The organism is Variovorax defluvii (assembly GCF_039541515.1).
GTDB classification, from domain to species: Bacteria; Pseudomonadota; Gammaproteobacteria; order Burkholderiales; family Burkholderiaceae_C; genus Variovorax; species Variovorax defluvii.
In genome coordinates this window covers 212,944-237,076 of record NZ_BAABGJ010000020.1, presented here as the reverse complement: position 1 = coordinate 237,076, position 24,133 = coordinate 212,944, and the positions used below count along the sequence as shown (strand labels likewise).

Genomic DNA, 24,133 nt, shown 5'->3' with positions numbered 1-24,133 from the left:
CGGCAAAGCCGGTTCCGCGGTGTTCCCCGAAGAGGGCTCGCAGCCATCGCCAGGTCTCCTTCAGACGCGTCCCATCGCGAAGCCCTTCGCGATGTAGTGCCGCACGAACCAGATCACGATCGCGCCGGGCACGATCGTCAGCACGCCGGCCGCCGCCAGCGTGGCCCAGTCCATGCCCGAGGCGCTGACCGTGCGCGTCATGGTCGCCACGATGGGCTTGGCGTTCACGCTGGTCAGCGTGCGGGCCAGCAGCAATTCGACCCAGCTGAACATGAAGCAGAAGAAGGCCGCCACGCCCACGCCCGCCTTGATCAGAGGCAGGAAGATCGTGAGGAAGAAGCGCGGGAAGGAATAGCCGTCGATGTAGGCCGTCTCGTCGATCTCGCGCGGGATGCCGCTCATGAACCCTTCCAGAATCCACACCGCCAGCGGCACGTTGAACAGCAGGTGCGCCAGCGCCACGCCCAGGTGCGTGTCCATCAGACCCACCGTCGTGTACAGCTGGAAGAATGGCAGCAGGAAGACCGCCGGCGGCGTCATGCGGTTGGTCAGCAGCCAGAAGAAGATGTGCTTGTCGCCGAGGAAGGAATAGCGCGAGAAGGCATAGGCCGCCGGCAGCGCCACCACCAGCGAGACCACGGTGTTGATGCCCACGTAGATCAGGCTGTTGATGTAGCCCGAGTACCAGGACTCGTCGGTGAAGATGCGCGCGTAGTTGGACCAGGTGAACTGCTGCGGAAAGAAGGAGAAGCTGGACAGGATCTCCTCGTTGGTCTTGAAGCTCATGTTGACCATCCAGTAGATGGGCAGCAGCGCGAACAGGATGTACAGCAGCAGGAAGATGCTGCGCTTGCGAAAGCGCTGGTGCTCCATCATTTCGGTTCCTCCGTTTCCTGCGTCCCCACGCGCTGCATCCAGTTGTAGAGGATGAAGCACAGGAGCAGGATGATCAGGAAGTAGATCAGCGAGAACGCCGCCGCCGGCCCCAGGTCGAACTGGCCCACGGCCTTCTGCGTGAGGTACTGACTCAGGAAGGTGGTGGCGTTGCCCGGGCCGCCGCCGGTGAGCACGAAGGGCTCGGTGTAGATCATGAAGCTGTCCATGAAGCGCAGCAGCACCGCGATCATCAGCACGCCGCGCATCTTGGGCAGCTGGATGTAGCGGAACACGGCGAAGCGGCTGGCGCCGTCGATGCGCGCGGCCTGGTAGTAGGCATCTGGGATCGAGCGCAGTCCGGCATAGCACAGCAGCGCGACCAGCGGCGTCCAGTGCCACACGTCCATCACCAGCACGGTGAACCAGGCATCGCCCGCGCTGCCGGTGTAGTTGTAGTCGATGCCCAGCTTCTGCAGCGCGTAGCCGAGCAGGCCGATGTCGGCACGGCCGTAGATCTGCCAGATGGTGCCGACCACGTTCCAGGGGATCAGCAGCGACAGCGCGATGATCACCAGCACGGCGGACGACTTCCAGCCGGTCGAAGGCATCGACAGCGCGAGGCAGATGCCCAGCGGAATTTCCACCAGCAGCACCGCCAGCGAGAACACGAGCTGCCGGCCGAGCGCGGCATGCAGCTCGTCGTCGCGCATGACCGAGGCGAACCATTCGGTGCCGACGAACACGCGGCGCTCGGGCGAGATGATGTCCTGCACCGAGTAGTTGACCACCGTCATCAGCGGCACGATGGCCGAGAAGGCCACGCACAGCAGCACCGGCAGCACCAGCCACCAGGCCTTCTGGTTGATGGGTTTGTTGTAGCCGTTCATGCCACCAGTTCCTCGTTGCGATAGAAGCAGGTGTGCGTGTCCACCACCTTCAGCCACACGGCCTCGCCTTTCCCGGGGACGGCCGCGGAAGAATCCAGGCGGGCCTTGATCACGCTGTCGCCGATCCGCGCGGTCAGCATCTGGTGCGTGCCCACGTCCTGCAGCTGCGTCACCGTGGCCTGCAGCGCGCCGGGCGCATTGGGCTCGGACAGCGTCACGTACTCGGGCCGGATGCCGAGCTTCAGCGGGCCTTCGGGCAGTGTGCGCGTGGTCGTCAGCCGCATCCCGGCGACCTCCAGCGACCAGCCGGTGGCCTGCACCGGCAGGAAGTTCATGCCCGGCGAGCCGATGAAGTGGCCGACGAAGGTGTGGGCCGGCCGCTCGAACAGTGCGTCGGCGCTGCCCACCTGCACCGCCTTGCCGCGCGTCATCACGACCACCTCCTCGGCGAAGGTCAGCGCCTCCACCTGGTCGTGCGTGACGTAGATCAGCGTGAGCTTGAGCTCGCGGTGGATCTGCTTGAGCTTGCGCCGCAGCTGCCACTTGAGGTTGGGGTCGATCACCGTGAGCGGCTCGTCGAAGAGCACGGCCGAGACGTCGCTGCGCACCAGCCCGCGGCCCAGCGAGATCTTCTGCTTGGCATCGGCCGCCAGGCCCGCCGCGCGCTGGTTGAGCTGGCCGCTCATGTCCAGCATCTCGGCGATCTCGCCCACGCGCTTCTTGATCTGCTCGGCGGGCAGCCTGCGGTTGCGCAGGGGAAAGGCGAGGTTCTCCGCCACGGTCATGGTGTCGTAGATCACCGGGAACTGGAACACCTGCGCGATGTTGCGTTCCTGCGGTGACGCGTGCGTGACGTCGCGCCCGTCGAAGCTGACGGTGCCCTGCGACGGCACCAGCAGGCCCGAGATGATGTTGAGCATGGTGGTCTTGCCGCAACCCGAGGGGCCGAGCAAGGCATAGGCGCCGCCGTCGCGGAAGCTCAGGGTCAGCGGCAGCAGCGCGTAGTCGCTGTCCTGCTGCGGGTGGGGCCGGTAGGCGTGGGCCAGGTCGAGGTCGATGCGTGCCATGTCAAGCTCTCGTGCGCCGCCAGGCCGGCGCCACGGCCAGCCGCTCCGACGCGTCGAACACATAGGCCTGCGCGGCCGGGAAGTACAGGGTGATGGCGGTGCCCAGCTCGAAGCGGTGCACGCCGGTCAGCTGCGCCACCAGCTCGCCCACCAGGGTCTCGACGTGAACGAAGGTGTCGGAGCCGGAGATTTCCGCCAGTTCCACCTTGCCCGGGATGGCGATGTCGCCCTCGCGCGCGGCCACGTCGAGCGCGCTGGCGCGCAGGCCCACCGTGACCGCGCCGTCGATGCCCGCCGACAGCGTCAGCGGCACCAGCGGGCCGCCCGCAAGCTGCACGCCGCCGGCGGCGACGCGGCCGGCCAGCAGGTTCATCGGCGGGTCGCTGAAGGCGCGCGCCACGCGCAGCGACTGGGGCGCGTGGAAGACTTCGGCCGTGGGCCCGTACTGCAGCAGTTCGCCCGCGTCCATCACCGCCGTGTGGCCGCCGAGCAGCAGGGCCTCGCCGGGTTCGGTGGTGGCGTAGATCACGGTCGAATCGCCGGTGGCGAAGAGCTGCGTGAGCTCCTCGCGCAGGCCTTCGCGCAGCTTGTAGTCGAGGTTGACCAGGGGCTCGTCCAGCAGCACCAGCGGTGCGTTCTTGGCCAGCGCCCGCGCCAGGGCCACGCGCTGCTGCTGGCCGCCCGACAGCTCGGAGGGGTAGCGGTCGAGGAACTGGCCGATGCTCAGCTTGTCCGCCAGTTCGCGCACCCGCGCCTCGATGTTCTTCTCGCCGCGCAATTTGAGCGGCGAGCCGATGTTGTCGGCCACCTTCAGCGAGGGGTAGTTGATGAACTGCTGGTAGACCATCGCGACATTGCGCTCGCGCACCGGCACGCCCGTCACGTTCTTCCCGTCGACCAGAACCAGGCCCTCGGTGGGGGTGTCCAGCCCGGCCATCAACCGCATCAGGCTGGTCTTGCCGGACTGGGTGGCGCCGAGCAGCACCGTCACCGCGCCGCGCTTCGGCGCGATGCTCTGCTCGTAGAGCCAGGTCTGCGCACCCACCTTCTTGGTGACGCGCTCCAATGTCAGCTGCATGCAACTCCTTCCCGTACCCGCTGCGCCGATGGCGGCACCTGCTCCCGCATCCATGCGCCGACGCGTTCGCGCTGCTCGGGCGTGAAGCGCAGGCCGAGCTTGGAACGGCGCCACAGCACGTCGTCTCCGCTGCAGGCCCATTCCTCGTCCCGCAGGTAGCGCAGCTCGCGCTCGTGCAGGCCGGGTGCCACCGCTTCGCCCATGTCTTGCATCGACCGTGCGTCGCCGAGCACGACCGAAATGCGCGCGCCGTAGGCGCGCGCCAGGCGGCGCGCCAGCGATGCTTCCAGCCAGGGATGCTTCGCCTGCACCGCCGCCACGAAGCGCTCGAAATCCTCGTCGGGCCGCTTCGCCGCGCCGATCCATGCCGACAGGTCGCCCCCCGCCAGGAAAGCCGACTCGGTCCAGGCCGGCCGCGCCTCGCCCAGCATGCGGCCCACTTCGTCGGCCGCGTCTTCCGCCAGCTTGCGGAAGGTCGTGATCTTGCCGCCCCACACCGACAGCAGCGGCGCGGCCGTGGCGTTGGACTCGAGCATGTAGTCGCGCGTCACGGCCGAGGGGTCGCCGGAGGCGTCGTCCAGCAAGGGGCGCACGCCCGAGTAGGTCCACGCGACGTCGGCCGGGAGGATGGGCTTCTCGAAATAGCGGCTGGCCTGCGTGCAGAGGTACTCGACCTCGTCCTGCGCGATGCGGGCCGCACCGGGGTCGTCGCCGCTCAACTCGATGTCGGTGGTGCCGATCAGCGTGAAGTCGCCCTGGTAGGGGATGGCGAAGATGATCCGCTTGTCCGGGTTCTGGAAGATGTAGGCGTGGTCGTGCTCGAACACGCGCGGCACCACGATGTGACTGCCCTTCACCAGGCGCAGGTGCCGCGTCGCCAGGGCCTCGCCGCGCGCGGGCTGCGCCACGCCGCGCAGGAAGGCCTCCGCCCAGGGCCCGGCGGCATTCACCACCGCGCGGGCACGCACCGTGCGCCGGCCGGCCGGGCCTTCCAGCACGGCGGTCCAGCCGTCGGCGTCGCGCTGCGCGCCGACGCAGCGCGTGCGGGTCAGCACCTCGGCGCCCTTGGCGCGCGCGTCGATGGCGTTGAGCACCACCAGCCGCGCATCGTCCACCCAGCCGTCGGAATAGACAAAGCCGCGCCTGAATACCGACTTGAGCGGCGCGCCGGCCGGGTGCGCGCGCAGGTCGACCCCGCGCGAGCCCGGCAGCACCTCGCGCCGCGCCAGGTGGTCGTAGAGGAAGAGGCCGATGCGCACCATCCACGCCGGCCGCATCGACGGGTCGTGCGGCATCACGAAGCGCAGCGGCCACATGATGTGCGGCGCGCTGCGCAGCAGCACCTCGCGCTCCTGCAGCGCCTTGCGCACGAGCGAGAACTCGTAGTACTCCAGATAGCGCAGGCCGCCGTGGATCAGCTTGGTGGAGGCCGAAGAGGTGTGGGCCGCGAGATCGTCCTTCTCGCACAGCAGCACGCGCCAGCCGCGCCCGGCCAGGTCGCGGGCGATGCCGCAGCCGTTGATGCCGCCGCCGACGATGAGCACGTCGACCATGGGCCGCTGGGCCGATGAAGATGAAGGGCTGGCGCTCACGTTGCTGTGACTTTCTTCACGGATTCCGCCTGAGGCATTGTTCGCTTTTTTTCATTTTGATTCCTTAAAGCGCGATTTTCCCTGGTGTTAACCCTCAAGTCCATTCGTTTTCTTTCGTTCTAAAGTGAAAGGGCCCTGCCCTCAAGAACCCGCGTGAATTCGAATCCCCGCCAGATCAAGCTTCTCGCCACCGTGCGTGCGCGCGGGTCCGTCACCGTCGAGCAACTCGCCGAGATGCTCGACGTCACGCTGCAGACCGTGCGCCGGGACGTGCAGCGCCTGGCCGACGAGGGCCTGCTGACCCGCTTCCACGGCGGCGTGCGCGTGCCCAGTTCGACCATCCAGAACATCGGCTACCAGCAGCGCGAGACGCTGCATGCCGAAGGCAAGGCCCGCATCGCGCGCGCGGTGGCGGCGCGGGTGCCGAACGACTGCTCGCTGATCCTCAACATCGGCACCACCACCGAGGCCATCGCCAAGGCGTTGATGCATCACACGGGGCTGCGGGTCATCACCAACAACCTCAACGTCGCGGCCATCCTGAGCGGCAATCCGAACTGCGAGGTGATCGTGGCCGGTGGCTCGGTGCGGCCGCGCGACCGCGCGATCGTGGGCGAGGCCACGGTGGATTTCATCCGCCAGTTCAAGGTCGACATCGCGGTCATCGGCGTCTCCGGCATCGAGGCCGACGGCACGCTGCGCGACTTCGACCTGCGCGAGGTGAAGGTGGCGCAGACCATCATCGCCCAGGCGCGCGAGGTGTGGCTGGCCGCCGATGCCAGCAAGTTCAACCGGCCAGCGATGGTGGAACTGGCGAAGCTGTCGCAGATCGACTGCCTCTACACCGACGCCGACCCGCCCGCGCCCTTTCCCGAGTTGCTGGAGCAGGCCCAGGTACGCTGTGAAGTTGCGTAGCCCCAGCAAAGACAATCCTCGATACGTCGGAGTGGCCCATGACCTACCTGCTCGCCCTTGACCAGGGCACCTCCAGCTCCCGCAGCATCGTGTTCGACCACGAAGGCCGCATCGTCGCCATCGCGCAGAAGGAGCTCACGCAGATCTACCCGCAGCCCGGCTGGGTCGAGCACGACCCGATGGAGATCTGGGCCGGCCAGCTCGCGACCGCGCGCGAGGTGCTGGCCAAGGCGGGGCTGGAGGCCTCGGACATCCACGCCCTGGGCATCACCAACCAGCGCGAGACCACGGTGCTGTGGAACCGCAGGACGGGCCAGCCCGTGCACCACGCGATCGTCTGGCAGGACCGGCGCGCCGAGCCGCTGTGCGCCAGGCTGCGCGAGGACGGCATGACCGGCCTGATCCAGCAGAAGACCGGCCTGGTCATCGATGCGTATTTCTCCGGCACCAAGCTGCGCTGGCTGCTCGACAACGTGCCCGGCGCCCGCGCCGCGGCCGAGCGCGGCGAGCTGGCTTTCGGCACGGTGGACAGCTGGCTGATCTGGCAACTCACCGGCGGCAAGGTGCACGTGAGCGACGTGAGCAACGCCTCGCGCACCATGCTCTTCAACGTGCACACGCACGCGTGGGACGCCGAGCTGCTGGCGCTGCTGGACATCCCCGCGTCGCTGATGCCCGAGGTCAAGCCCTCGAGCACGCATTTCGCGGACACCGATGCCGGCCTGTTCGGGCGCCCGCTGCCCATCGGCGGCGTGGCCGGCGACCAGCAGAGCGCCCTCTTCGGCCAGGCCTGCTTCGAGGCCGGCATGGCCAAGAACACCTATGGCACCGGCTGCTTCCTGCTGATGCACACCGGCGGCGCCTTCCAGCCTTCGCACAACGGCCTGCTGGTGACCAGTGCCGCGCAGACGGCCGACATGCCGCCGCAGTACGCGATGGAGGGCAGCGTCTTCGTCGGCGGTGCGGTGGTGCAGTGGCTGCGCGACGGCTTGAAGGCGATCCAGGGCAGCGCCCAGGTCCAGGCCCTGGCCGAGAGCGTGCCCGATGCCGGCGGCGTGATGATGGTGCCCGCCTTCACCGGCCTGGGCGCGCCCTACTGGAACGCCGACGCACGCGGCACCATCACCGGCCTGACGCGCGGCACGACCGTCGCACACATCGCCCGCGCCGCGCTGGAGAGCATCGCCTACCAGAGCGCCGCCTTGCTGCAGGCCATGAGCCGCGATGCCGTCGCGGCCGGCGGCGCGCCGGTGGCCGAGCTGAGGGTCGACGGCGGTGCGGCGGTCAACGACCTGCTCATGCAGTTCCAGGCGGACCTGCTGGGCATTCCGGTGGTGCGGCCCGAGGTCATCGAAACGACTGCGCTGGGCGCCGCCTACCTGGCGGGGCTGTCGACCGGCGTGTACCGCGACGTCGGCGAGCTGTCGAAGCAGTGGCGGGTGGAGCGGCGCTTCATGCCGACGCTGAGCCGGGACAAGGCCGGCGAGAAGATGGCGCAGTGGGAGCTGGCGGTGCGTCGGGCCACGCTGGCCTGAGGACCGGGGTTCGCGGTTCGCGCGCTCTCTTCTTCCGAATCAGCGCGCGAACCTTCCGCACATGCGGCGCCCCTCCTCCCTGCCGACTCCCTGACCCTCTCGTGTGGCGGCGAAGGAAGATAGCCGATGCCCGAGGCGCTCGCACCCCCTCCGAAAGTCGATAGCAGAAAACCCGTAGAACTTGCGCCCTACGGCACGCCCGGAGGCCCGGCCCCGGGAATTAACCCTCGCCACGACGTCGATCCGGCCGAAGATGGACCACCCGAGCGACGTCGTTGATGTCGACTCGACGACCTTCAACCCGTGCAGAGGGCCGGCTCGCACGCCCGCGCCGGCGCTCGTCACTCCCGCACCCACCGCACGGTCTCCTCGACCGTTGCCCGCGAGGTACGGAAGCGGTTGGCCGGATGGTCCGGGTCCGCGTAGCCGAAGGAAATGCCGCACACGATCAGCCGGTCGTCGGGAATGCGGAACCAGCGGCGCAGGAACGCCGAGCGCTGCGCGAGCGCCGCCTGCGCGATCGTGGCCACGCCGTGGGAGGCTGCGGCCAGCATGAAGTTATTGACGTAGGCGCCGCAGTCGAGCACGCCGTAGGTGCCCAGCAGCGCGTCGCTGGTGACGAGCGCCACGTGCGGTGCGCCGAACAGCCGGAAGTTCTCGGCGCCCTGCCTTGCCGAGGCCTCGCGGTCGCCCCTGGCGATGCCGACGCTCGCATACAGGCCGAAACCGCAGGCGCGGCGCCGATCGAGGTAGACGCCGCGGTATTCCGAGGGCGGCGGAATCTCGAATCCGGCCGCCTCGGGCTGCGGCGCCTGCAGTGCCGCCCGCAGCTTCTCGGTGGCCGGCGGCTGCGTCACGATGAGCTGCCATGGCTGCACGTTGTTCCACGAAGGCGTGCGCTGCGCCGCCTGCAGGATGCGGCCGAGGGTCGCCTCGGGCACGGCCGCCGGAAGAAAACCGCGGCAACTGGTCCGCGCCTCGAGCAGGCGCTCGAAGGCCGCCGGGTCCGGCGCGGGCGCCGGGGTGGGGAGATGGTCATGCATGGGCTGCGCTGCCTCAGATGGGTGGGATCGACCGGAATTTATCCGGCATGCCTGACGGGCGCCGCGGCGGTGCCAGCGCGAGCACCGGGGGGCGCAAGCCAGCCCCGGGTTTGAATGCACCGGGCAGGCCCGTTGACGGGAGCCGTGCCGGCCCCGGTTCAGCTCGACAGAAAGCCGCCGTCCACGGCAATGGTCTGCCCGGTCACGAAAGCGGCCGCGTCGGAGGCCAGGAACACCGCCATGCCGGCGACATCGTCGACCGTGGCGAGCCGCCCGAGCGGAAAGCGCGGCATCACCCGGTCGCGCAGCGCGGGTGTGAGGAAGTCCTTCACCATGTCGGTCTCCACCACCCCCGGCGAGATGGCGTTGACACGCACGCCCTGCGGCCCCAGCTCGCGCGCGAGCCCGGTGGTCATCGCAACCACGGCGGCCTTGGTGGCGCCATACCAGACGTTCCCCACGGCGCCGCCACCGCGCACCGACGAGACCGAGGCGATGCTGATGATCGCCCCCCGCCTGCGCTGCGTCATGAGCGGCGCCGCCGCCTGCACGCAGTGAAAGATACCGAGCACATTGACGTCCACCATGGCCCGGAAGGCCGCCGCGTCCGTGTGCGTGCAGGCGCCCTGCGTCATCCGCCCGGCGTTGTTGACGAGCACGTCGAGCCGGCCGTACTCGCGGTCCACCCGCGCCAGGACTTCGGCCACGCCGGCTTCGTCGCACACGTCCATGCGCACGGCACGGGCGTTGCCGTCCAGCGCGTCGGCGCAGGCGCGCGCACCGGCTTCATCGATGTCCGTGACGATCACGGTATGGCCTGCGGCGGCGAAGTGCCGCGCGATGCAGCGGCCGATGCCGCGCGCGGCGCCGGTCACGAGGGCGACCGGCTTGTCTCTGTCCGGGCGGTGCGTCATGGCCGCCTGGAAGCGGCGTTGGTGAACGCCGCCGCATCTGCACCGGTGGCGCCGCGGGTTGCGGACATGCCGAGGTACGCGCTCATGCAGCGGCGGCCGGCAGTTGCAGGAGGGCGCGCGCCTCTGCCGGGGTGGCAGCGTGGCGGCCGTATTCGCCGCAGGCATCGACCACCTTGCGCACCAACTCGGCATTGCTCACGGCGAGGCGCGTGGCGTCGAACTTGATGTTGTCCTCCAGGCCGGTGCGCACGTGACCGCCGGTCTCCAGGCACCAGCGGTTGACCTCCCATTGAAAGCGGCCGGTGCCCGCCGCCACCCAAGTGGCATCGGGCAACACCTGCGCAAGCTCGGCGCGCAGGAAGTCGAACACGCTGCGCCGCGCCGGCATCGCGTTGTCGATGCCGAGCACGAACTGCACGTGCAATGGCCCCCGGATCAAGCCCTTCTTCGCAAGCTTGGCGGCGTTGTAGAGCATGGCCAGGTCGAAGACCTCGATCTCCGGCTTGATGCCGTGCTCCAGCATCGAGGCCGCCAGTCCTTCCACGAAGTCGGGCGGGTTCTCGTAGATGCTGGCCGGAAAGTTCACCGAACCGGTGGCGAGCGAGGCCATGTCGGGACGCAGGTGCAGCATCGAGGCGCGCGCCGACTGGTCGCGGCCGCGGCCGCCGGTGGAGAACTGAATGATCATGCCCGGGCAGTGCTTGCGGATGCCTTCCTGCACCCGGGCGAACAGTTCCGGGTCGGAGCTGGGGCTTTCGTCCTCGGCGCGAACGTGAACATGCACGAGCGAGGCGCCGGCCTCGAAGGCCTGGTGCGTGGATTCGATCTGCTCGGCGGGCGTGACGGGCACGGCGGGCGTGTCCTTCTTTCGCGGCAAAGCGCCCGTGATGGCGACGGTGATGATGGCCGGCTTGCTCACTGTGTCTCCTTTGTCGAAAGCGCCCTCCATCGGAAGGCGCCTAGAAATTTCATTTTCCGATATAGGAAATTTCATTATTGCGTGGCACGAATGGCTGTGCAAGAATTTCTCTGAGCAACACGAAAAATCTCGATAAACGAAATTTGTTGCCGCGCCGCCCTTCCCCTCCACCCGTCCAAGGAACCGCCACGTGAGTACCGGCCAGATCGATTTCCAGGATGTGCTCCAGCTCGTCGAGCTGATCAAAGCCTCGTCGAACTTCAGCGAGATCAAGTTGCGCTCCGGCGATGTCGAAGTCGAGCTGCGGCGCTCGGGCGGCGGTTCGCTCGCGGCGCCAGCCGCCATCGCAGCGGCAGCGCCGGTGATGCCGCCGGCCGCTGCGCCGGAGCCGGCGGCACCGCAGGCGCGCCCTGCACGGCCGGCCGCCGAGCCCGCTCAGCCTGTTGCGACGCAGCCGTCCCCCAAGCCTGCCGCCCCAGCCGCGCGCGAGGGCGCGACCATCGTCGAGTCGCCGATGGTCGGCACGGTGTACCTCGCCCCGGAGCCGGGCGCCCCGGCCTTCGTCCAGCTTGGCCAGGCGGTTGGGCCCGGTGACCCGGTCTGCATCGTCGAGGTGATGAAGCTCATGAACTCCATCCCCGCGGGTTGCGGCGGTGTGGTCACAGAGATCCTGGTCGCCGACGGCGAGGCCGTGGAACACGGCCAGCCCCTGTTCGTCATTTCGCCGCGCTGAGGGCCGCCTCGTGAAGCGAGCACCATCGCGCACACTGCGCAGGGTCCTGGTGGCCAACCGGGGCGAGATCGCCGTCCGCATCCAGCGGGCGTGCCGCGAACTGGGCATCCAGACCATTCAGGTCTACTCCGAGGCCGACCGCGATTCGATGGCCGTGCAGATGGCCGACATCGCCGTGTGCATCGGCCCCGCGCGTTCCAGCGAGAGCTACCTGAACGCCGTTCGGGTGGTGGAAGCCGCCAGATCCATGGGCGCCGACGCCATCCATCCGGGCTACGGCTTCCTGTCGGAGAACGCCGCCTTCGCGCGCCGCTGCGAGGAGGAAGGCCTCGTCTTCATCGGCCCGCCGGGCGAGGTCATCGCGACCATGGGCGACAAGGCATCGGCCCGCGCGATGGCCGTGGCGGCCGGGGTCCCGGTGACGCCGGGGTCCTCCGGCGTGGTCGCTTCGGCCGCCGCCGCACTGGACGTCGCGGGCTCGCTCGGCTATCCGGTGATCCTCAAGGCGGTCGCCGGCGGCGGCGGGCGCGGCATGCGCGTGGTGGAGCGGGAGGCCGAGCTCGCCGCGCACTTCGAGGCCGCCTCGCGTGAGGCCAAGGCCGCCTTCGGCGACGGCGCGATGTACGTGGAGAAGTACCTGGTCGGCATCCGTCACGTCGAGATCCAGATCCTGTCGGACGGAGAACGGGTGCTGCACCTGGGCGAGCGCGACTGCTCCTCGCAGCGGCGCAACCAGAAGCTGGTGGAGGAGAGCCCATCGCCGGGCCTGTCGGAGGCGCTGCGCGTGGAGATGGGCGAGGCGGCGGTACGCCTGTGCCGTCACGTGGGCTACCGCAGCGCCGGAACCATCGAATGCATCGTCGAGCCGGCGAGCCAGCGCTTTTACTTCATGGAGATGAACACCCGCGTGCAGGTGGAGCACCCGGTGACCGAGTGCGTGACCGGCATCGACATCGTGAAGGAGCAGATTCGCATCGCGGCGGGCGAGCGCCTGTCCTTCCGCCAGGATGACGTGCAGCTGCGCGGCCACGCCATCGAGTGCCGCATCAACGCCGAGGACCCGGAACGCGCCTTCGCCCCCAGCCCGGGCCGCGTGGAGAGCCTGCGCCTTCCGGGCGGACCCGGCGTGCGGGTCGACTCCCACGTGTTCGCCGGCTACGTCGTCCCGCCGAACTACGACTCGCTGATCGCCAAGCTGGTCTGCTGGGGCGCCGACCGCGACGAGGCGCTGGCGCGCATGCAGCGCGCGCTCGCCGAGCTGCGCGTGGAAGGCGTGAGCACGACGGCCCCCTTCCTCGCGCGGCTGCTGGCCTGCGACACCTTCAGGCGGGGAGCGGTGCATACGCGCTTCGTCGAGCGCTTCATCCAGGAATCGACACCATGAGCATCCAGAACACACTGCAAGGCCCCGCGGCTGCCACGAATCCGGCAGGCCGGCACTACGGACTGGTCGACGTGACGCTGCGCGACGCCCATCAGTGCCTGTGGTCCACGCGCATGACCACGCCGATGATGACGCCGATCCTCTCGCGGATCGACGACGTCGGCTACGAGTACATCAACATCCTCGGCGGCGCGGTGTTCGACGTGCAGGTGCGCTTTCTGCAGGAGAACCCGTGGGAGCGCATCGGGCTGCTGTGCGAGCGTCTGCGCACGCCCTGCGACGGACTGACGCGGGGCCAGAGCCTCTATACCTTCGAGCTTTTCCCGGACGACATCGTCGAGCTGAACTCGAAGGCGCTCGCGCGCCGGGGCCTGAAGGTGCTCACCGTCTACGACGCGCTCAACGACATGCGCAACATCGTCTCGTCGGTGCGCTCCGCCCACGCCTGCGGCATGCAGGTGAACGCGATGATGGTCTACACGCTATCGCCGGTGCACACCGACGAATACTACGTGGCGCGCACCCGCGAGCTCGTGGCGCTGCGCTCGGACTTCATCTCGGTCAAGGACCCGACCGGGCTGCTCACGCCGGAGCGCGCCGAAACCCTGTTCCCCGCCATCGTGGCCGCAGCGCAGGGCATTCCGCTGCAGTTGCACATGCATAGCCAGTCGGGCCTGGCCGGGCAGGTGCACGAAGCCGCCATCCGCCACGGCTTCCGCTTCGGCCACACGGCCTCGGAGCCGCTCGCCAACGGCGCCTCGCATCCGTCGACCGAGGAGGTGGACGACCGGGCGCGCGCGCTGGGCGTCACCACCGGCGTCGATCGCCGCGCCCTGGCGGACGTGAGCGGCTATTTCGGCTTGCTGGCCGAGCGCGAGAACAAGCCGCGCGGGAAGGTGGCCACCTTCGATGCCGCCTTGTACGAGCACCAGGTGCCCGGCGGCATGATCTCCAACCTGCGCTCGCAGCTCGTCGCGATGCGCATGGAGCACCGGTTGCCGGAAATCCTGGAAGAGGCCGCCCGGGTGCGCAAGGACCTCGGCTACCCGATCCTGGTCAGTCCCTTTGCCCAGTACATCATCACCCAGTCGGTGCTCAACGTCGTGCAGGGCGAGCGCTACAAGACGGTGCCCGACGAGGTGCGCAAGTACGCCATGGGCTTCTACGGGAAGCTGGCGGCGGCGCCGTCCGACGAATTCCTCGACAAGGCGGGCATCCGCGACAGGGATCTGTCGAGCGCGCGCGCCGGCGCCGACCTGCCCCCCGCGTTGCCCCGCCTGCGCGCCGAACTCGGTGCCTCGGCCAGCGACGAGAACCTGCTGCTCGCGGCCTTCTACGACCGCAGCCTGCTCGAGCCCCTGAAGCAATTGCCGCAGCCCTGCCGCTTCGGCACGACACCGCTGCTGGAGCTGGTGCGCTACATCGAGTCGCGCCGCGACCTGCGCCAGGCCAGGGTGCAATGGGGCAACACAGAGATCACCCTGTCGGCCTGAGCCCCGGCGCGTGAGCGCGCGCCGGCGGCCGGGATGACCTTGGAACCGCTTGTGTCAGCAACGAAGATGGAGACAAAGATGACGAGATCGCAGCAGTGTTCCGCGGCGCGCCGCCGCTTCCTGGCCGGCAGCACCGCCGCCGTGGCCCTCGGCATGGCGGGGCTTCGCGCTTCCGCCGCCTCGCTGGAGTGGGGTTGGCCCACGCCGCACGAGAAGGTGTCGGAAGCGTCCATTGCCTGGCTCAAGCAGAAGGGCTGGTGGCCCCTGCAGGTCGCCTTCCAGGCACCCTGGTCGGGCCAGAACACGGTGAACATCGTGATGGACCGCATGGGCCTGCTGACGCAGCGCGGCGTGGAGGCCAAGTGGGCGGCCTTCGCCTCCGGGCCGGCGATCAACGAAGTGCTGATCTCCGGCCGCTTCCAGGCCGGCAGCGGCGGCAACTTCCCCTTCACCACGCTGGTCGACCGCCGCATCCCGGTGAAAGCGATCGCGATCGAAAGCCCCAACCTGCTGCACGCGCTGGTCGTGCCGAACGATTCGCCGATCAAGTCGATCAAGGACCTGAAGGGCCAGAGCCCGCCCGCCACCATCGGACTGGTCACCGGCTCGTCCGCGGAGTTCTACTTCCAGATGAGCGCGCAGATCAACGGCGTGGAGATCGGCAAGGACGTCATCCTCAAGAACATGCCTCCAGGCGAGCAGATGGCGATGCCGCGCGGCATCACCGGCGTGGTGGCCTGGGACCCGACGCCCACGATGATGGTCGAGGAGCGCAAGAACGGGCGCATCGTCGACAGCATCTTCCCCTACAACATCTACGAGGGGCAGTTCTACCTTCGCAGCGAACTGATCGAGAACGTGCCGGACGTGGCGCAGGCCTTCTCGGACGCCTTCGCGGAGGCCACGCTGTGGACGCGCCTGAATCCGGAGAAGGCGGCCGCGCTGATGGCGGAGGACCCGAACCTCAAGAACTACAGCCGCGAGTTGCTGCTGCAGCAGGTCAAGGCCTACAACAACCTCTACAAGCCGACCCACATCTATCCGCACGCGGAGTTCTACGGCAAGGTCAACGAGCCCATCTTCAAGTGGCTGCACCAGTCCAAGCGCATCACCCGGCCGCTCGTGGCCGCAGACTTCGCCGCCGCGGTGGACGAGCGTTTCATGCGCAAGACCTTCGACAAGCTGGGCTGGGCCGTCCCGAAGCAGCCGCCCTTCCTGCCCGCGGACTGGTCCGGCAAGCCGGAGCAGCCGCCGTATCCGAGCTACTACAACGTGCTGAACACGAAGGAGGCGCAGCCCTTCCCGGAGCCGGGCGACCTCGTGAAACCCTGGGCTTTCGGCGGTGCGAACCACCAGCCCTGACGCGGCGGCACAGCCCGCCATTCAGGCACTTCGCAGCCGCGCTGCATGAGGCATACACGCATGAATTCGCTCGAACCCGCAATCCGCACTCGCGCCCACGTGAGAGGAGCATCGATGGACACGGCGCCCACCGCCACCCCGAAGGCACGCGACACCGTGCCGCCGCCGGCCGCACGCGGCCTTTCCGCCGAAATGCTGGCGCGCATCCGCCGCCTGGCCTTTCCCCTGCTGCTGCTGGCGGCCTGGCAGTTCGCCAGCACTTCGCTGCTCGACGAGACCACGCGCTCGCTCCTGCCGGCGCCGACCACGGTGGCGGTGGCCGCGTGGGAGCTGATCGTCTCGGGCGAACTGCTGCGGCACCTGGTCGACTCGCTGCGGCGCGAGTTCATCGCCTTCTGCTGGGCACTGGTGGCGATCCCGCTGGGCGTCGCGATGGGGTGGTGGAAGCCGGTGCACGAACAGCTCGATCCGCTCATCGAGATGCTGCGGCCCATCCCGCCGCTGGCGTGGATCCCCCTGTCGATCCTCTGGTTCGGCATCGGCGACACGCAGAATCAGTTCATCATCTTCCTCGGGATCTTCTTTCCCATCCTGCTCAACACCATCACCGGCGTGCGCAGCGTCGAGCCGAACCTGGTGCGCGCGGCACGCTGCCTGGGCAGCGGCGAAGGCGCCGTGCTGCGGCGGGTCGTGCTGCGAGCGGCCCTGCCGCAGATCGTCACCGGCATCCGCATCGGCCTGGGCGTGGGCTGGATGGCCCTGGTGGCCGCGGAACTGGTGGGCGCGAGCTCGGGCCTGGGCTTTCTCATCAACGATGCGCGCACGCTGCTGCGCACCGACATCGTGATCGTGGGCATGATCGCCATCGGCCTGGTGGGCCTGGCGCTCGACCTGCTGATCCGCGTGCTGAGCCGGCGTGCGCTGCCCTGGTCGCGCGCGATGCAGCCATGACGAGGAGGAACACGCCATGAGCGCCGTCAGCATCCAGGCCGTCACCAAGATCTACCCTGGGCATGGCCGCCGCGACGCCCCTGTGCTGGCGCTCGATGAAGTCGCCTTCGACATCGCCGACCGCGAGTTCTGCTCCATCATCGGCCACAGCGGCTGCGGCAAGACCACCCTGCTGAACATGCTGGCGGGCTTCGAGCAGCCCACGGCGGGGCGCATCCGCGTGAATGGCGAGGCCGTGGGCCGGCCCAGCTGGTCGCGCTCGATGGTGTTCCAGGACTACGCGCTCTTTCCCTGGCTCACCGTGCGCGAGAACGTCTCCTTCGGTCTGGAGATGAAGAAGGTGCCGCCGGCCGAACGCCGCGCCATCGTCGCCAGGCAGATCCGCCTGGTCGGCCTGGAAGGCTTCGAGGACCGCTATCCGCACCAGCTGTCGGGCGGCATGAAGCAGCGCGTGTCGATCGCCCGGGCCCTGTCGGTGGACCCGCATGTCCTGCTGATGGACGAACCCTTCGCCGCGCTGGACGCGCAGAACCGCGCGTTGATGCAGCAGGAGATGGGCCGCTTGCTGGCGAGTGCCGACAGCGCGGCGCGCAAGACCATGGTGCTGGTGACGCACAGCATCGAGGAGGCCATCCTGCTGTCCGACCGCATCGTCGTCCTGTCCAGCCGGCCCGGGCGCGTCAAGGAGATCGTGACCGTGGACCTGCCGCGCCCGCGCGACGAGGACGACCCGGCGTTCATCGCGTTGCGCCGGCATCTTCGCGCGCTCATCAACGAAGACGTCTCGGCCAGCGCCACCGCTGCACACTGACTGCGCCATGGACCGCGTACTCGCCTGGAGCCTGCTGATCGCGCTGGTGGGCGGGCTGGTGCGAGGCACGACCGGCTTCGGCGCGGCGATGGTGATGACGGCACCGCTGGCGCTGCTGCTGGGCCCGCGCACCGCCGTGCCGGTGACCCTGCTGCTGGAGACCTTCGCCGCGGCGCCGATGCTGCCGGCCGCGCTGGCGCTCGCGCGCTGGCGCGTCATCGCACCGATCTGCTCGGCAGCGGTGCTCGCCGTCCCGGCCGGCGGGCTGCTGCTGGCGCTGGCGAGTCCGCTGACGCTGCGCAGGCTGATAGCGGCCACCGTGGTCCTGTTTTCGCTGGCGCTGCTGTCCGGGCGCCAGTACAAGGGCGCGCAGCGGCTCTCGACCTCGGTGGGCCTCGGCGCGCTCAGCGGCACGATGCTCGGCGCCACCAGCGTGGGCGCGCCGCCCGTCATCCTGTACCTGCTGTCGGGGCCGGACCCGGTGCCGGTCACCCGGGCCAACCTCACGCTGTATGTGGTGGTGATCTCGGCCGCCGGCCTGGTGATGCTGGGCGCGAGCGGGCTGCTCACCGCCGCGACGCTGCGGCAGGCGGGTTGGCTGGCGCTGCCCTTTGCCGCGGGCGTGGTGGCGGGCTCCAGGCTGTTCTCGCGCTTTTCCGACCAACGCTTTCGGCAGCTTACGATCATGCTGATGCTGCTGGTGTCGCTCGGTGTCCTCCTTGCCTGAGGCCAGCGGCGCACACGCCGGACCGCCAAGACCTTCCGCCACCGTTCCGACCATGACCAAGCCTGACTCCCCCCACGCCAACGAGTCGATCGCCCTGCGCGCCTTCGCGGTGCTCGAGCAGATCGCGAGCGCGCCCGCAGCCATGTCGCTCGACGAACTGACGACGGCACTGAACCTGCCCAAGCCGACCGTGTTCCGGATCGTCAACCTGCTCAAGGATGCGAGCCTGCTGCGCCGCGAGGCCGGGGGCAAGCGCTACACCATCGGTCCGCGCCTCACCGCCTTCGCAGTGGATCTCTGGCGCAGCGACACCTTGCGCCTGCAGTGGCATCGTGCGCTGGAGGAGGCCGTGGCGGAGATCGGCGAGAGCTGCAATCTCACGCTGCTCGAGAACAACCAGGTGCTCTACCTGGACCGTGTGGAGACCCGCCATCCGCTGCGACTCCACCTCGACGTCGGGACGCGGGTCCCGCTGCACTGCACAGCCAGCGGCAAGCTCTTCCTGAGCCAGATGAGCGCAGCCGAGGTCGAGCGCGCCCTGGGGCCGGAGCCCTATGCGTCCTTTACTGCCCGCACCATCACCCGGCTCGCACCCTTGCAGGCAGAGCTCGCCAAGGTGCGCAAGACGGGTGTCGGCACGCACGATTGCGAGCGCTTCGACGACTCGGTCGCCATCGCGGTGCCCGTGGCGATGCCGGGCGACCGGGACGGCATCGTCGCCGCGGTGGCGATGCACGCGCCGTCCTCCCGCGCGAGTCTCAAGACCTGCATGGGCTACGTGGAGGCGCTGCAACGCGCGGCTGCCAAGATCGCGGCCACCATGTCGACGACGGTCGCGGCGGCCCAACCCCGCGCGGCCGCAGCGTCCGGGAGTCACGCGCGCCCGCGCGCCCGGCAGCGCGCATAGAGCGGGCGCGGCCGGTTCGCTTACAGCTTCTCAGGTCGCGATTTCGAGCCGCTCCAGCTTCGCCAGCAACGTATGCGCCAGCGCGAGCGTCTTGTGCTCCATGTCCGCCACGTGATAGCAGCCCAGCGCACGCCCCTCGTAGCTGATGGCGGCCACCGGGAAATGGGTGCCGAGCGCCGTCGCCGCGTCGTGCAGGCACTCGGCGATCGAGCGCAGGCCCTGTCGCACATAGCGCTCGCCGGCGTGGCCCGTGCTCACGCTGTAGTTGAAATACCTGTCTCTGATTTTCTTGATGTCGACGTGGGGATACATGGATGAGGGGCCGCCTCGGGGCAACCCGGGATTGTGTTCGTCCGTGCCAGCCAATGCACTTCAGCCGGAAGTTTTCAGTTTCATGAGCCAGTGCAGCACCCCCTGCGCCGCCACGACCCCGCTGGCCATGGAGGCCGTCAGCAGGTAGCCGCCGGTGGGCGCCTCCCAGTCGAGCATCTCGCCGGCGCAGAACAGCCCGGGCAGCGCGGTGCTCATCAGGTGGGCGTCGAGGGCCTCGAAGCGCACGCCGCCGGCGCTGCTGATGGCCTCGTCGACCGGCCGCGCCGCCACCAGCCGCAGCGGCAGGGCCTTGAGGGTGCCGGCCAGAGTCTCGGGTTCGTGCATCTGCTCGCGCGTGAGCACCTCGTGCAGCACCGCGGTCTTGATGCCTTCCAGGCCCAACCGGCTCTTCAGGTGGCTGGCCACCGAACGCGCGCCGCGCGGATGCATCACCGCGGCACGGACCTGCTCGGCGCTGCGGTCCGGCAGGAGGTCCAGCCACAGGATGGCGCTGCCTTCGGCGGCGATCCGGTCACGCAGGAGCGCGGAGGCCGCGTACACCAGGCTGCCCTCGATGCCGGTGGCCGTCGCGACGAACTCGCCCTTGCGCGCGAAGCGCCGCCCCTGCGCATCGACGGCCGACACCGCGACCGATTTGAAGGGCTTGCCGGCGAAGCGCTCGGCGAAGTAAGGCGTCCAGCCGATGTCGAAGCCGCAGTTCGACGGCTGCAGCGGCGCCACGTCCACGCCGCGCGCGGCGAGCCACGGCACCCAGGCACCATCGGAGCCCAGCCGCGACCAGCTCGCGCCGCCGAGGGCGAGCACGGTGGCCGCGGGCCCGGTCTCCAGGTCGCCCGACGGCGTGGCGAAGCGCAGGGCACCGGCCTCGGTCCAGCCCCGCCAGCGATGCCGCATGTGGAAGCGCACGCCGGCCCCGCGCAGTCGATGGATCCACGCGCGCAGCAGGGGCGCGGCCTTCATGTCGGTGGGGAACACGCGGCCCGAGGTGCCGACGAAGGTCTGGATGCCGAGGCCATGGACCCAGGCGCGCAGGGCTTCCGGACCGAAGGTGCGCAGCAGCGGCTCGATCTGTGGGCCGCGTTCGCCGAAGCGGGCGGCGAAGCGCTCGAAGGGTTCCGAATGCGTGAGGTTCAGCCCGCCACGACCGGCCAGCAGGAACTTGCGTCCGACCGATGGCATGGCGTCGTAGAGGTCCACGGCCACGCCGGCCGCGCTCAGCACCTCGGCGGCCATCAGGCCGGCGGGGCCGCCGCCGATGACGGCGATCGTCGGGTCGCTCTTGCTCATTCGACATCCACCAGTTCGCCCTGCCCGGTCAGGAAGGCCGCGCGCACGGCGGCGCCGGGGTGGGCCTGCATCACGGCCTCGCGGTAGCGCTGCATTTGCGCGATCAGCGCGGCATCGCGTTCGGGCCGGCCGGCCGACTTGTAGTCGAGCACCCACCAGACGCCGCTGGCGCGCTGCTGCACCAGGCGGTCGATGCGCAGCACCTCGCCGCCGTGGACCAGTGTGACCTCGTTGCCCTGCCAGGCCAGCGCTTCCGCATCCCAGGCCCACGCGCCGGCGCCCGCGCGGATGCGCTGCGCCATCGAGGCCGCGACCTGCGCCGCGGCCGCATCCAGGCCGAACTCGCGCCCCGCGGCGCGCACGTGGGCCGGCGGCAGCGCCGCGCCCGGCCGGGCCCATTCGAGCAGGCGGTGCATGGCCTGGCCCAGCGCGGAAGCGCGCGCCTCGGCATGCGTGTCGGCGCGTGGCGCCGCACGCCTCGGGGCCGAGGCCTGGTCGGGCAGCGGCGGCAGGTCGCGCATGCGAAAGCGTTCCGGCAGCAGCGATGGCTGCTCGGGCTGCGTTCGCGGCGCAGCCGCCGCGTGCGCGACATCGACCAGCTCGCAACGCACCTCCAGACGCGCCCACCAGCTCCGCGGGCTGGGCCGCGCAGCCGGCACGGCCGACAGCACCAGCTCCTGCCGCGCCCGCGTGCCGGCCACGTACAGCGCGTTGATCTCCTCGCGCAGCCGAGCGGCCTGTTCCTCGGCCAGGTCCTCGGTGGTGCAGGCGGGCGGGTTCTTCTCGCTGGCCATGAACACGAAGCGCTCGGGCGCCGGCGCGTGTCCCGGCCACTTGACGAGCACGCCCATGGTCTGCGCGCGCTGGGCCGGTGCGTCGGTGTCCAGCATGAGGACCAGGTCGGCCTCCAGGCCCTTGGCGCCATGCACGGTCAGCAGTTGCACCGCGTCGAGCGCCGCGACGGTGGGCGCCGGGTTGCCGCCCCGGCGCAGCGCACGCACGAAGGCATAGGGGGTCGCGAAGCGCGCGCCGTCGAGCTCGAGCGAGGCCGCCATCAGCCCGCGCAGATTGGCCAGCACGCTCTCGCGCATGGCCGCCGGCGCGGCGGCCGCGAAGCGGCGCAGCACGTCGCCGTCGTGGTAGATCGCGCTGAGCGCATCGTGCGGCGGCCATGCGGCCAGCCAGCGCTGCCATTGCCGCAGGCGCGCGCCGATGCCCGCCAGCGGCGCGGGCAGTTCGGGCGCCTGCAGCAACTCGAACCAGCTTGCGTGCCGCTCGCGCTGGCGCAGGGCCAGCTGCACCAGGGCCTCGTCCGGCAGGTCGAACAGCGGCGAGCGAAGCGCCTGGGCGAGCGAGAGATCGTGATCGGGCGAGACCAGCGCATCGAGCAACGCCACCAGGTCCTGCACCTCCGGCGCATCGTGCAGATCGTTCTTCTCGGGCTGCTGCACCGCGATGTGCAGGCGCCGCAGTTCGTCCTGCAGCGCCGTGAGCCTGCTGCGGCGGCGCGCCAGCACCATGATGCGGCTGGGCGCGAGACCGCCGGCGATGCGCTGGGCGATCCAGCGCGCGGCCTGCTCGCATTCCTTCTGCAGCAGGCGCTGCTCGGGCAGGAGGCGGGGCGTGACCAGGCTGTCGCGCCACAGCAGCACCCCCGCTTCGTTGGGATGGTCGGCCTGCTCCTGCGAGGCGATGGCATCGCGCGGGATCGGCGGCAGCTTGCGCACGCGGCCGGCCACGCGCGATTCGGTGGTGTGATCGCGGAAGCCGCTGAACTCGCCGGCCTGCTGCGCCTCGCCCATCGCGGCGTTGACCAGGCCGACCACCGCCTGCGCGTTGCGGTGCGTGTGGTCGCAGTCGAGCAGGTCTCCGCCCAGGCCTTGCTGAACGAACTGCTTGGCGGCGATGAAGACCTGCGGTTCGGCCCGCCGGAAGCGGTAGATGCTTTGCTTCGGATCGCCGACGATGAACACGCCGGGCCGCCGGCCGCCCGCGCCGGCATAGCCGGAGAGCCAGCCGTGCAGGGCCTGCCACTGCAGTGGATTGGTGTCCTGGAATTCGTCGATCAGCAGGTGCCGCACGCGTGCGTCGAGGCGCTCCTGCACCCAGCCCCAGAGCTCCGAGCGCCCGAGCAGCAGGTGCGCGGCCTGTTCGACGTCGCTCATGTCGACCCAGCCGTTCGCGGCCTTGACCTGCGCGAAGCAGCGCACGAGCAGGCGCGTCAGGCGGGCCATGCGCTGCTGGTAAAGCCAGGCCGCATGCTGGGCGCGTGCTTCGCAGTACTGCTGCGCGCGCTGCTGGGCGGCGCGGATGTGTTCCAGGCCGGCGAGCTTCTCGCTGAACTTGCGCTGCTCGCCTTTCAGCGTGAGGAGCGCCTCGACCACGCCGGCTGCGCGGCTCTCGGTGACCGCACGCTCGAGGTCCGAGCCCCGCTGCGAGAAGGTCGGGGCGCTTGCACGACCCAGTGCGCTGGCCGCCGCGAGCAGCGTGCGGCGGGAGGCGGGGTCGTGCAGCAGCACCTGCTCCGGCGAGTCGGCGCCGGCGAAGGCAGGATAGAACTCGCCCATCGGCACCACGGCCGCATCGACTGCGCCCTGCGCATCGGCCAAAGCGAATTCGACCCGGCGCGTGAGCGCTTCGTCCAGCGCCTTGGTGGTCTGCGAACGGCCGTAGTCGGCGACCAGCGCGCGGTAGTCGGCCTGGGCCTGCGGGTCCTCGGCCACGGCCGCGAAGAAGGGGCGCCAGACCCGTGCACGCGCCTGGGCGTCGTCCTCGAGCAACTGGTAGCTGGCGGGCAGGCGCAGGCGTTCGAGCACGGCGACGGGCGCACTGCGCAGCAGGCCGGCGAACCACGCGTGGAAGGTGCGGAACTGCACCGGCCGGCCGCTCCCCAGCAGCTCCCGGTAGAGGCCTTGCAGGCGCGGCGCCTTGGCTTCGGCGGATGCGCGGTCCATGCCGCGCATCACCAGCTCGGGCACCAGTGCCTCCACCGGCCTGGCCGCGAAGGACTCCAGCCACTGGTCCAGGCGCTCGCGCATCTCGCCGGCCGCCTTCTTGGTGAAGGTGATGGCGAGGATCTCGTGCGGCGCGCAGGCGCCCTCGCCTTCTTCCAGCAGGGCGCGCAGGATGCGCGAGACCAGCATCCAGGTCTTGCCGGCGCCGGCGCAGGCCTCCACGGCCACCGAGCGGCGCGGGTCGCAGGCGATGGCATAGAAGCGTTCGCGCGGGACCGGCGCGCCGTTGTGCCCGTAGGCGGGCTGCGGCCCGGGCGCATTCTCTTGCGCGGCCGGGCCGCTCTCCCCGGCGGTCGGGTCGGCGC

General features: G+C 69.8%; 21 protein-coding genes. 10 read left to right on the top strand and 11 right to left on the bottom strand.

The window, feature by feature from the left end; genetic code table 11:
• Positions 1 to 60: 60 nt before the first annotated feature.
• From ABEA07_RS12280 to glpD, 5 genes are read right to left on the bottom strand one after another with little or no spacing between them, the layout of a single operon-like run.
• The gene (locus ABEA07_RS12280; RefSeq protein WP_345538151.1) at positions 61 to 873 is read right to left on the bottom strand and encodes a carbohydrate ABC transporter permease; all 813 of its coding nucleotides are present in this window, start codon (positions 871 to 873) and stop codon (positions 61 to 63) included.
• Complete coding sequence (locus ABEA07_RS12275) at positions 873 to 1,763, bottom strand: carbohydrate ABC transporter permease (protein WP_345538115.1); 891 nt, start codon at positions 1,761 to 1,763, stop codon at positions 873 to 875. Before ABEA07_RS12275 ends, ABEA07_RS12280 begins: the two co-directional genes overlap by 1 nt.
• Positions 1,760 to 2,830 carry an ABC transporter ATP-binding protein gene (locus tag ABEA07_RS12270; protein ID WP_345538114.1) on the bottom strand — a complete coding sequence of 357 codons (1,071 nt, stop codon included), beginning with the start codon at positions 2,828 to 2,830 and terminating at the stop codon, positions 1,760 to 1,762. The genes ABEA07_RS12275 and ABEA07_RS12270 overlap by 4 nt, the downstream gene beginning before the upstream one ends.
• A gap of 1 nt (position 2,831) precedes the next feature.
• On the bottom strand, positions 2,832 to 3,908 hold the full coding sequence (locus tag ABEA07_RS12265) for an ABC transporter ATP-binding protein (protein ID WP_345538113.1): 1,077 nt from the start codon (positions 3,906 to 3,908) through the stop codon (positions 2,832 to 2,834).
• Entirely contained in the window at positions 3,899 to 5,461 is a 1,563-nt protein-coding gene (glpD, locus tag ABEA07_RS12260) for a glycerol-3-phosphate dehydrogenase (protein ID WP_345538150.1), read from the bottom strand. Before glpD ends, ABEA07_RS12265 begins: the two co-directional genes overlap by 10 nt.
• A gap of 192 nt (positions 5,462 to 5,653) precedes the next feature.
• Here glpD and ABEA07_RS12255 point away from each other — a divergent pair, with 192 nt between their 5' ends.
• Both ABEA07_RS12255 and glpK read left to right on the top strand, forming a co-directional pair.
• Complete coding sequence (locus ABEA07_RS12255) at positions 5,654 to 6,415, top strand: DeoR/GlpR family DNA-binding transcription regulator (protein ID WP_345538112.1); 762 nt, start codon at positions 5,654 to 5,656, stop codon at positions 6,413 to 6,415.
• A 38-nt stretch (positions 6,416 to 6,453) separates the two neighbouring features.
• On the top strand, positions 6,454 to 7,950 hold the full coding sequence (gene glpK / locus ABEA07_RS12250; RefSeq protein ID WP_345538111.1) for a glycerol kinase GlpK: 1,497 nt from the start codon (positions 6,454 to 6,456) through the stop codon (positions 7,948 to 7,950).
• A gap of 341 nt (positions 7,951 to 8,291) precedes the next feature.
• On the opposite strand, the gene ABEA07_RS12245 is transcribed toward glpK, so the two are convergent.
• The 3 genes from ABEA07_RS12245 to ABEA07_RS12235 form a co-directional block, all read right to left on the bottom strand.
• The gene (locus ABEA07_RS12245; RefSeq protein ID WP_345538110.1) at positions 8,292 to 8,993 is read right to left on the bottom strand and encodes a nitroreductase; all 702 of its coding nucleotides are present in this window, start codon (positions 8,991 to 8,993) and stop codon (positions 8,292 to 8,294) included.
• 158 nt (positions 8,994 to 9,151) lie between these two features.
• Positions 9,152 to 9,907, bottom strand: a complete 756-nt coding sequence (locus ABEA07_RS12240; protein WP_345538109.1) for an SDR family NAD(P)-dependent oxidoreductase — start codon at positions 9,905 to 9,907, stop codon at positions 9,152 to 9,154.
• An 82-nt stretch (positions 9,908 to 9,989) separates the two neighbouring features.
• Positions 9,990 to 10,826 carry a 3-oxoadipate:acetyl-CoA acetyltransferase gene (locus ABEA07_RS12235; protein ID WP_345538108.1) on the bottom strand — a complete coding sequence of 279 codons (837 nt, stop codon included), beginning with the start codon at positions 10,824 to 10,826 and terminating at the stop codon, positions 9,990 to 9,992.
• A 190-nt stretch (positions 10,827 to 11,016) separates the two neighbouring features.
• Between ABEA07_RS12235 and accB the strand changes: the two genes are divergently transcribed.
• The 8 genes from accB (at position 11,017) to ABEA07_RS12195 (ending at position 19,194) form a co-directional block, all read left to right on the top strand.
• Entirely contained in the window at positions 11,017 to 11,559 is a 543-nt protein-coding gene (gene accB, locus ABEA07_RS12230; RefSeq protein ID WP_345538107.1) for an acetyl-CoA carboxylase biotin carboxyl carrier protein, read from the top strand.
• Between the two features lie 10 nt (positions 11,560 to 11,569).
• Positions 11,570 to 12,943, top strand: a complete 1,374-nt coding sequence (accC, locus tag ABEA07_RS12225) for an acetyl-CoA carboxylase biotin carboxylase subunit (protein WP_345538106.1) — start codon at positions 11,570 to 11,572, stop codon at positions 12,941 to 12,943.
• A complete protein-coding gene (locus ABEA07_RS12220) occupies positions 12,940 to 14,436 on the top strand; it encodes a pyruvate carboxylase subunit B (RefSeq protein ID WP_345538105.1) in 1,497 nt (498 codons plus the stop codon). Before accC ends, ABEA07_RS12220 begins: the two co-directional genes overlap by 4 nt.
• A gap of 78 nt (positions 14,437 to 14,514) precedes the next feature.
• Complete coding sequence (locus ABEA07_RS12215) at positions 14,515 to 15,798, top strand: ABC transporter substrate-binding protein (RefSeq protein WP_345538104.1); 1,284 nt, start codon at positions 14,515 to 14,517, stop codon at positions 15,796 to 15,798.
• Between the two features lie 114 nt (positions 15,799 to 15,912).
• Positions 15,913 to 16,749, top strand: coding sequence for an ABC transporter permease (locus ABEA07_RS12210; protein WP_345538103.1), 837 nt, complete (start codon positions 15,913 to 15,915; stop codon positions 16,747 to 16,749).
• Positions 16,750 to 16,765: 16 nt separating this feature from the next.
• Positions 16,766 to 17,560, top strand: a complete 795-nt coding sequence (locus ABEA07_RS12205) for an ABC transporter ATP-binding protein (RefSeq protein WP_345538102.1) — start codon at positions 16,766 to 16,768, stop codon at positions 17,558 to 17,560.
• Positions 17,561 to 17,567: 7 nt separating this feature from the next.
• Positions 17,568 to 18,287: a TSUP family transporter gene (locus tag ABEA07_RS12200; protein ID WP_345538100.1), complete on the top strand. Its 720-nt coding sequence runs from the start codon at positions 17,568 to 17,570 to the stop codon at positions 18,285 to 18,287.
• A gap of 52 nt (positions 18,288 to 18,339) precedes the next feature.
• Positions 18,340 to 19,194: an IclR family transcriptional regulator gene (locus tag ABEA07_RS12195; RefSeq protein WP_345538099.1), complete on the top strand. Its 855-nt coding sequence runs from the start codon at positions 18,340 to 18,342 to the stop codon at positions 19,192 to 19,194.
• A gap of 30 nt (positions 19,195 to 19,224) precedes the next feature.
• On the opposite strand, the gene ABEA07_RS12190 is transcribed toward ABEA07_RS12195, so the two are convergent.
• Genes ABEA07_RS12190 through ABEA07_RS12180 form a run of 3 tightly spaced genes read right to left on the bottom strand, consistent with a single transcriptional unit; the run spans position 19,225 to position 24,020 of the window.
• Positions 19,225 to 19,506, bottom strand: a complete 282-nt coding sequence (locus ABEA07_RS12190; RefSeq protein WP_345538098.1) for a hypothetical protein — start codon at positions 19,504 to 19,506, stop codon at positions 19,225 to 19,227.
• Between the two features lie 60 nt (positions 19,507 to 19,566).
• The gene (locus ABEA07_RS12185; RefSeq protein ID WP_345538096.1) at positions 19,567 to 20,814 is read right to left on the bottom strand and encodes a TIGR03862 family flavoprotein; all 1,248 of its coding nucleotides are present in this window, start codon (positions 20,812 to 20,814) and stop codon (positions 19,567 to 19,569) included.
• Positions 20,811 to 24,020: a UvrD-helicase domain-containing protein gene (locus ABEA07_RS12180; RefSeq protein WP_345538149.1), complete on the bottom strand. Its 3,210-nt coding sequence runs from the start codon at positions 24,018 to 24,020 to the stop codon at positions 20,811 to 20,813. Before ABEA07_RS12180 ends, ABEA07_RS12185 begins: the two co-directional genes overlap by 4 nt.
• Between the last annotated feature and the right edge of the window lie 113 nt (positions 24,021 to 24,133).

Coding starts and splice junctions, on each gene's coding strand:
- ABEA07_RS12245 (WP_345538110.1), bottom strand. CDS start 8,993: ATGCATGACCATCTCCCCACCCCGGCGCCCGCGCCGGACCCGGCGGCC.
- ABEA07_RS12240 (WP_345538109.1), bottom strand. CDS start 9,907: ATGACGCACCGCCCGGACAGAGACAAGCCGGTCGCCCTCGTGACCGGC.
- ABEA07_RS12215 (WP_345538104.1), top strand. CDS start 14,515: ATGACGAGATCGCAGCAGTGTTCCGCGGCGCGCCGCCGCTTCCTGGCC.
- ABEA07_RS12275 (WP_345538115.1), bottom strand. CDS start 1,763: ATGAACGGCTACAACAAACCCATCAACCAGAAGGCCTGGTGGCTGGTG.
- glpK (WP_345538111.1), top strand. CDS start 6,454: ATGACCTACCTGCTCGCCCTTGACCAGGGCACCTCCAGCTCCCGCAGC.
- ABEA07_RS12265 (WP_345538113.1), bottom strand. CDS start 3,908: ATGCAGCTGACATTGGAGCGCGTCACCAAGAAGGTGGGTGCGCAGACC.
- ABEA07_RS12210 (WP_345538103.1), top strand. CDS start 15,913: ATGGACACGGCGCCCACCGCCACCCCGAAGGCACGCGACACCGTGCCG.
- ABEA07_RS12190 (WP_345538098.1), bottom strand. CDS start 19,506: ATGTATCCCCACGTCGACATCAAGAAAATCAGAGACAGGTATTTCAAC.
- glpD (WP_345538150.1), bottom strand. CDS start 5,461: ATGGTCGACGTGCTCATCGTCGGCGGCGGCATCAACGGCTGCGGCATC.
- ABEA07_RS12200 (WP_345538100.1), top strand. CDS start 17,568: ATGGACCGCGTACTCGCCTGGAGCCTGCTGATCGCGCTGGTGGGCGGG.
- ABEA07_RS12205 (WP_345538102.1), top strand. CDS start 16,766: ATGAGCGCCGTCAGCATCCAGGCCGTCACCAAGATCTACCCTGGGCAT.
- ABEA07_RS12185 (WP_345538096.1), bottom strand. CDS start 20,814: ATGAGCAAGAGCGACCCGACGATCGCCGTCATCGGCGGCGGCCCCGCC.
- ABEA07_RS12195 (WP_345538099.1), top strand. CDS start 18,340: ATGACCAAGCCTGACTCCCCCCACGCCAACGAGTCGATCGCCCTGCGC.
- ABEA07_RS12220 (WP_345538105.1), top strand. CDS start 12,940: ATGAGCATCCAGAACACACTGCAAGGCCCCGCGGCTGCCACGAATCCG.
- ABEA07_RS12280 (WP_345538151.1), bottom strand. CDS start 873: ATGGAGCACCAGCGCTTTCGCAAGCGCAGCATCTTCCTGCTGCTGTAC.
- ABEA07_RS12270 (WP_345538114.1), bottom strand. CDS start 2,830: ATGGCACGCATCGACCTCGACCTGGCCCACGCCTACCGGCCCCACCCG.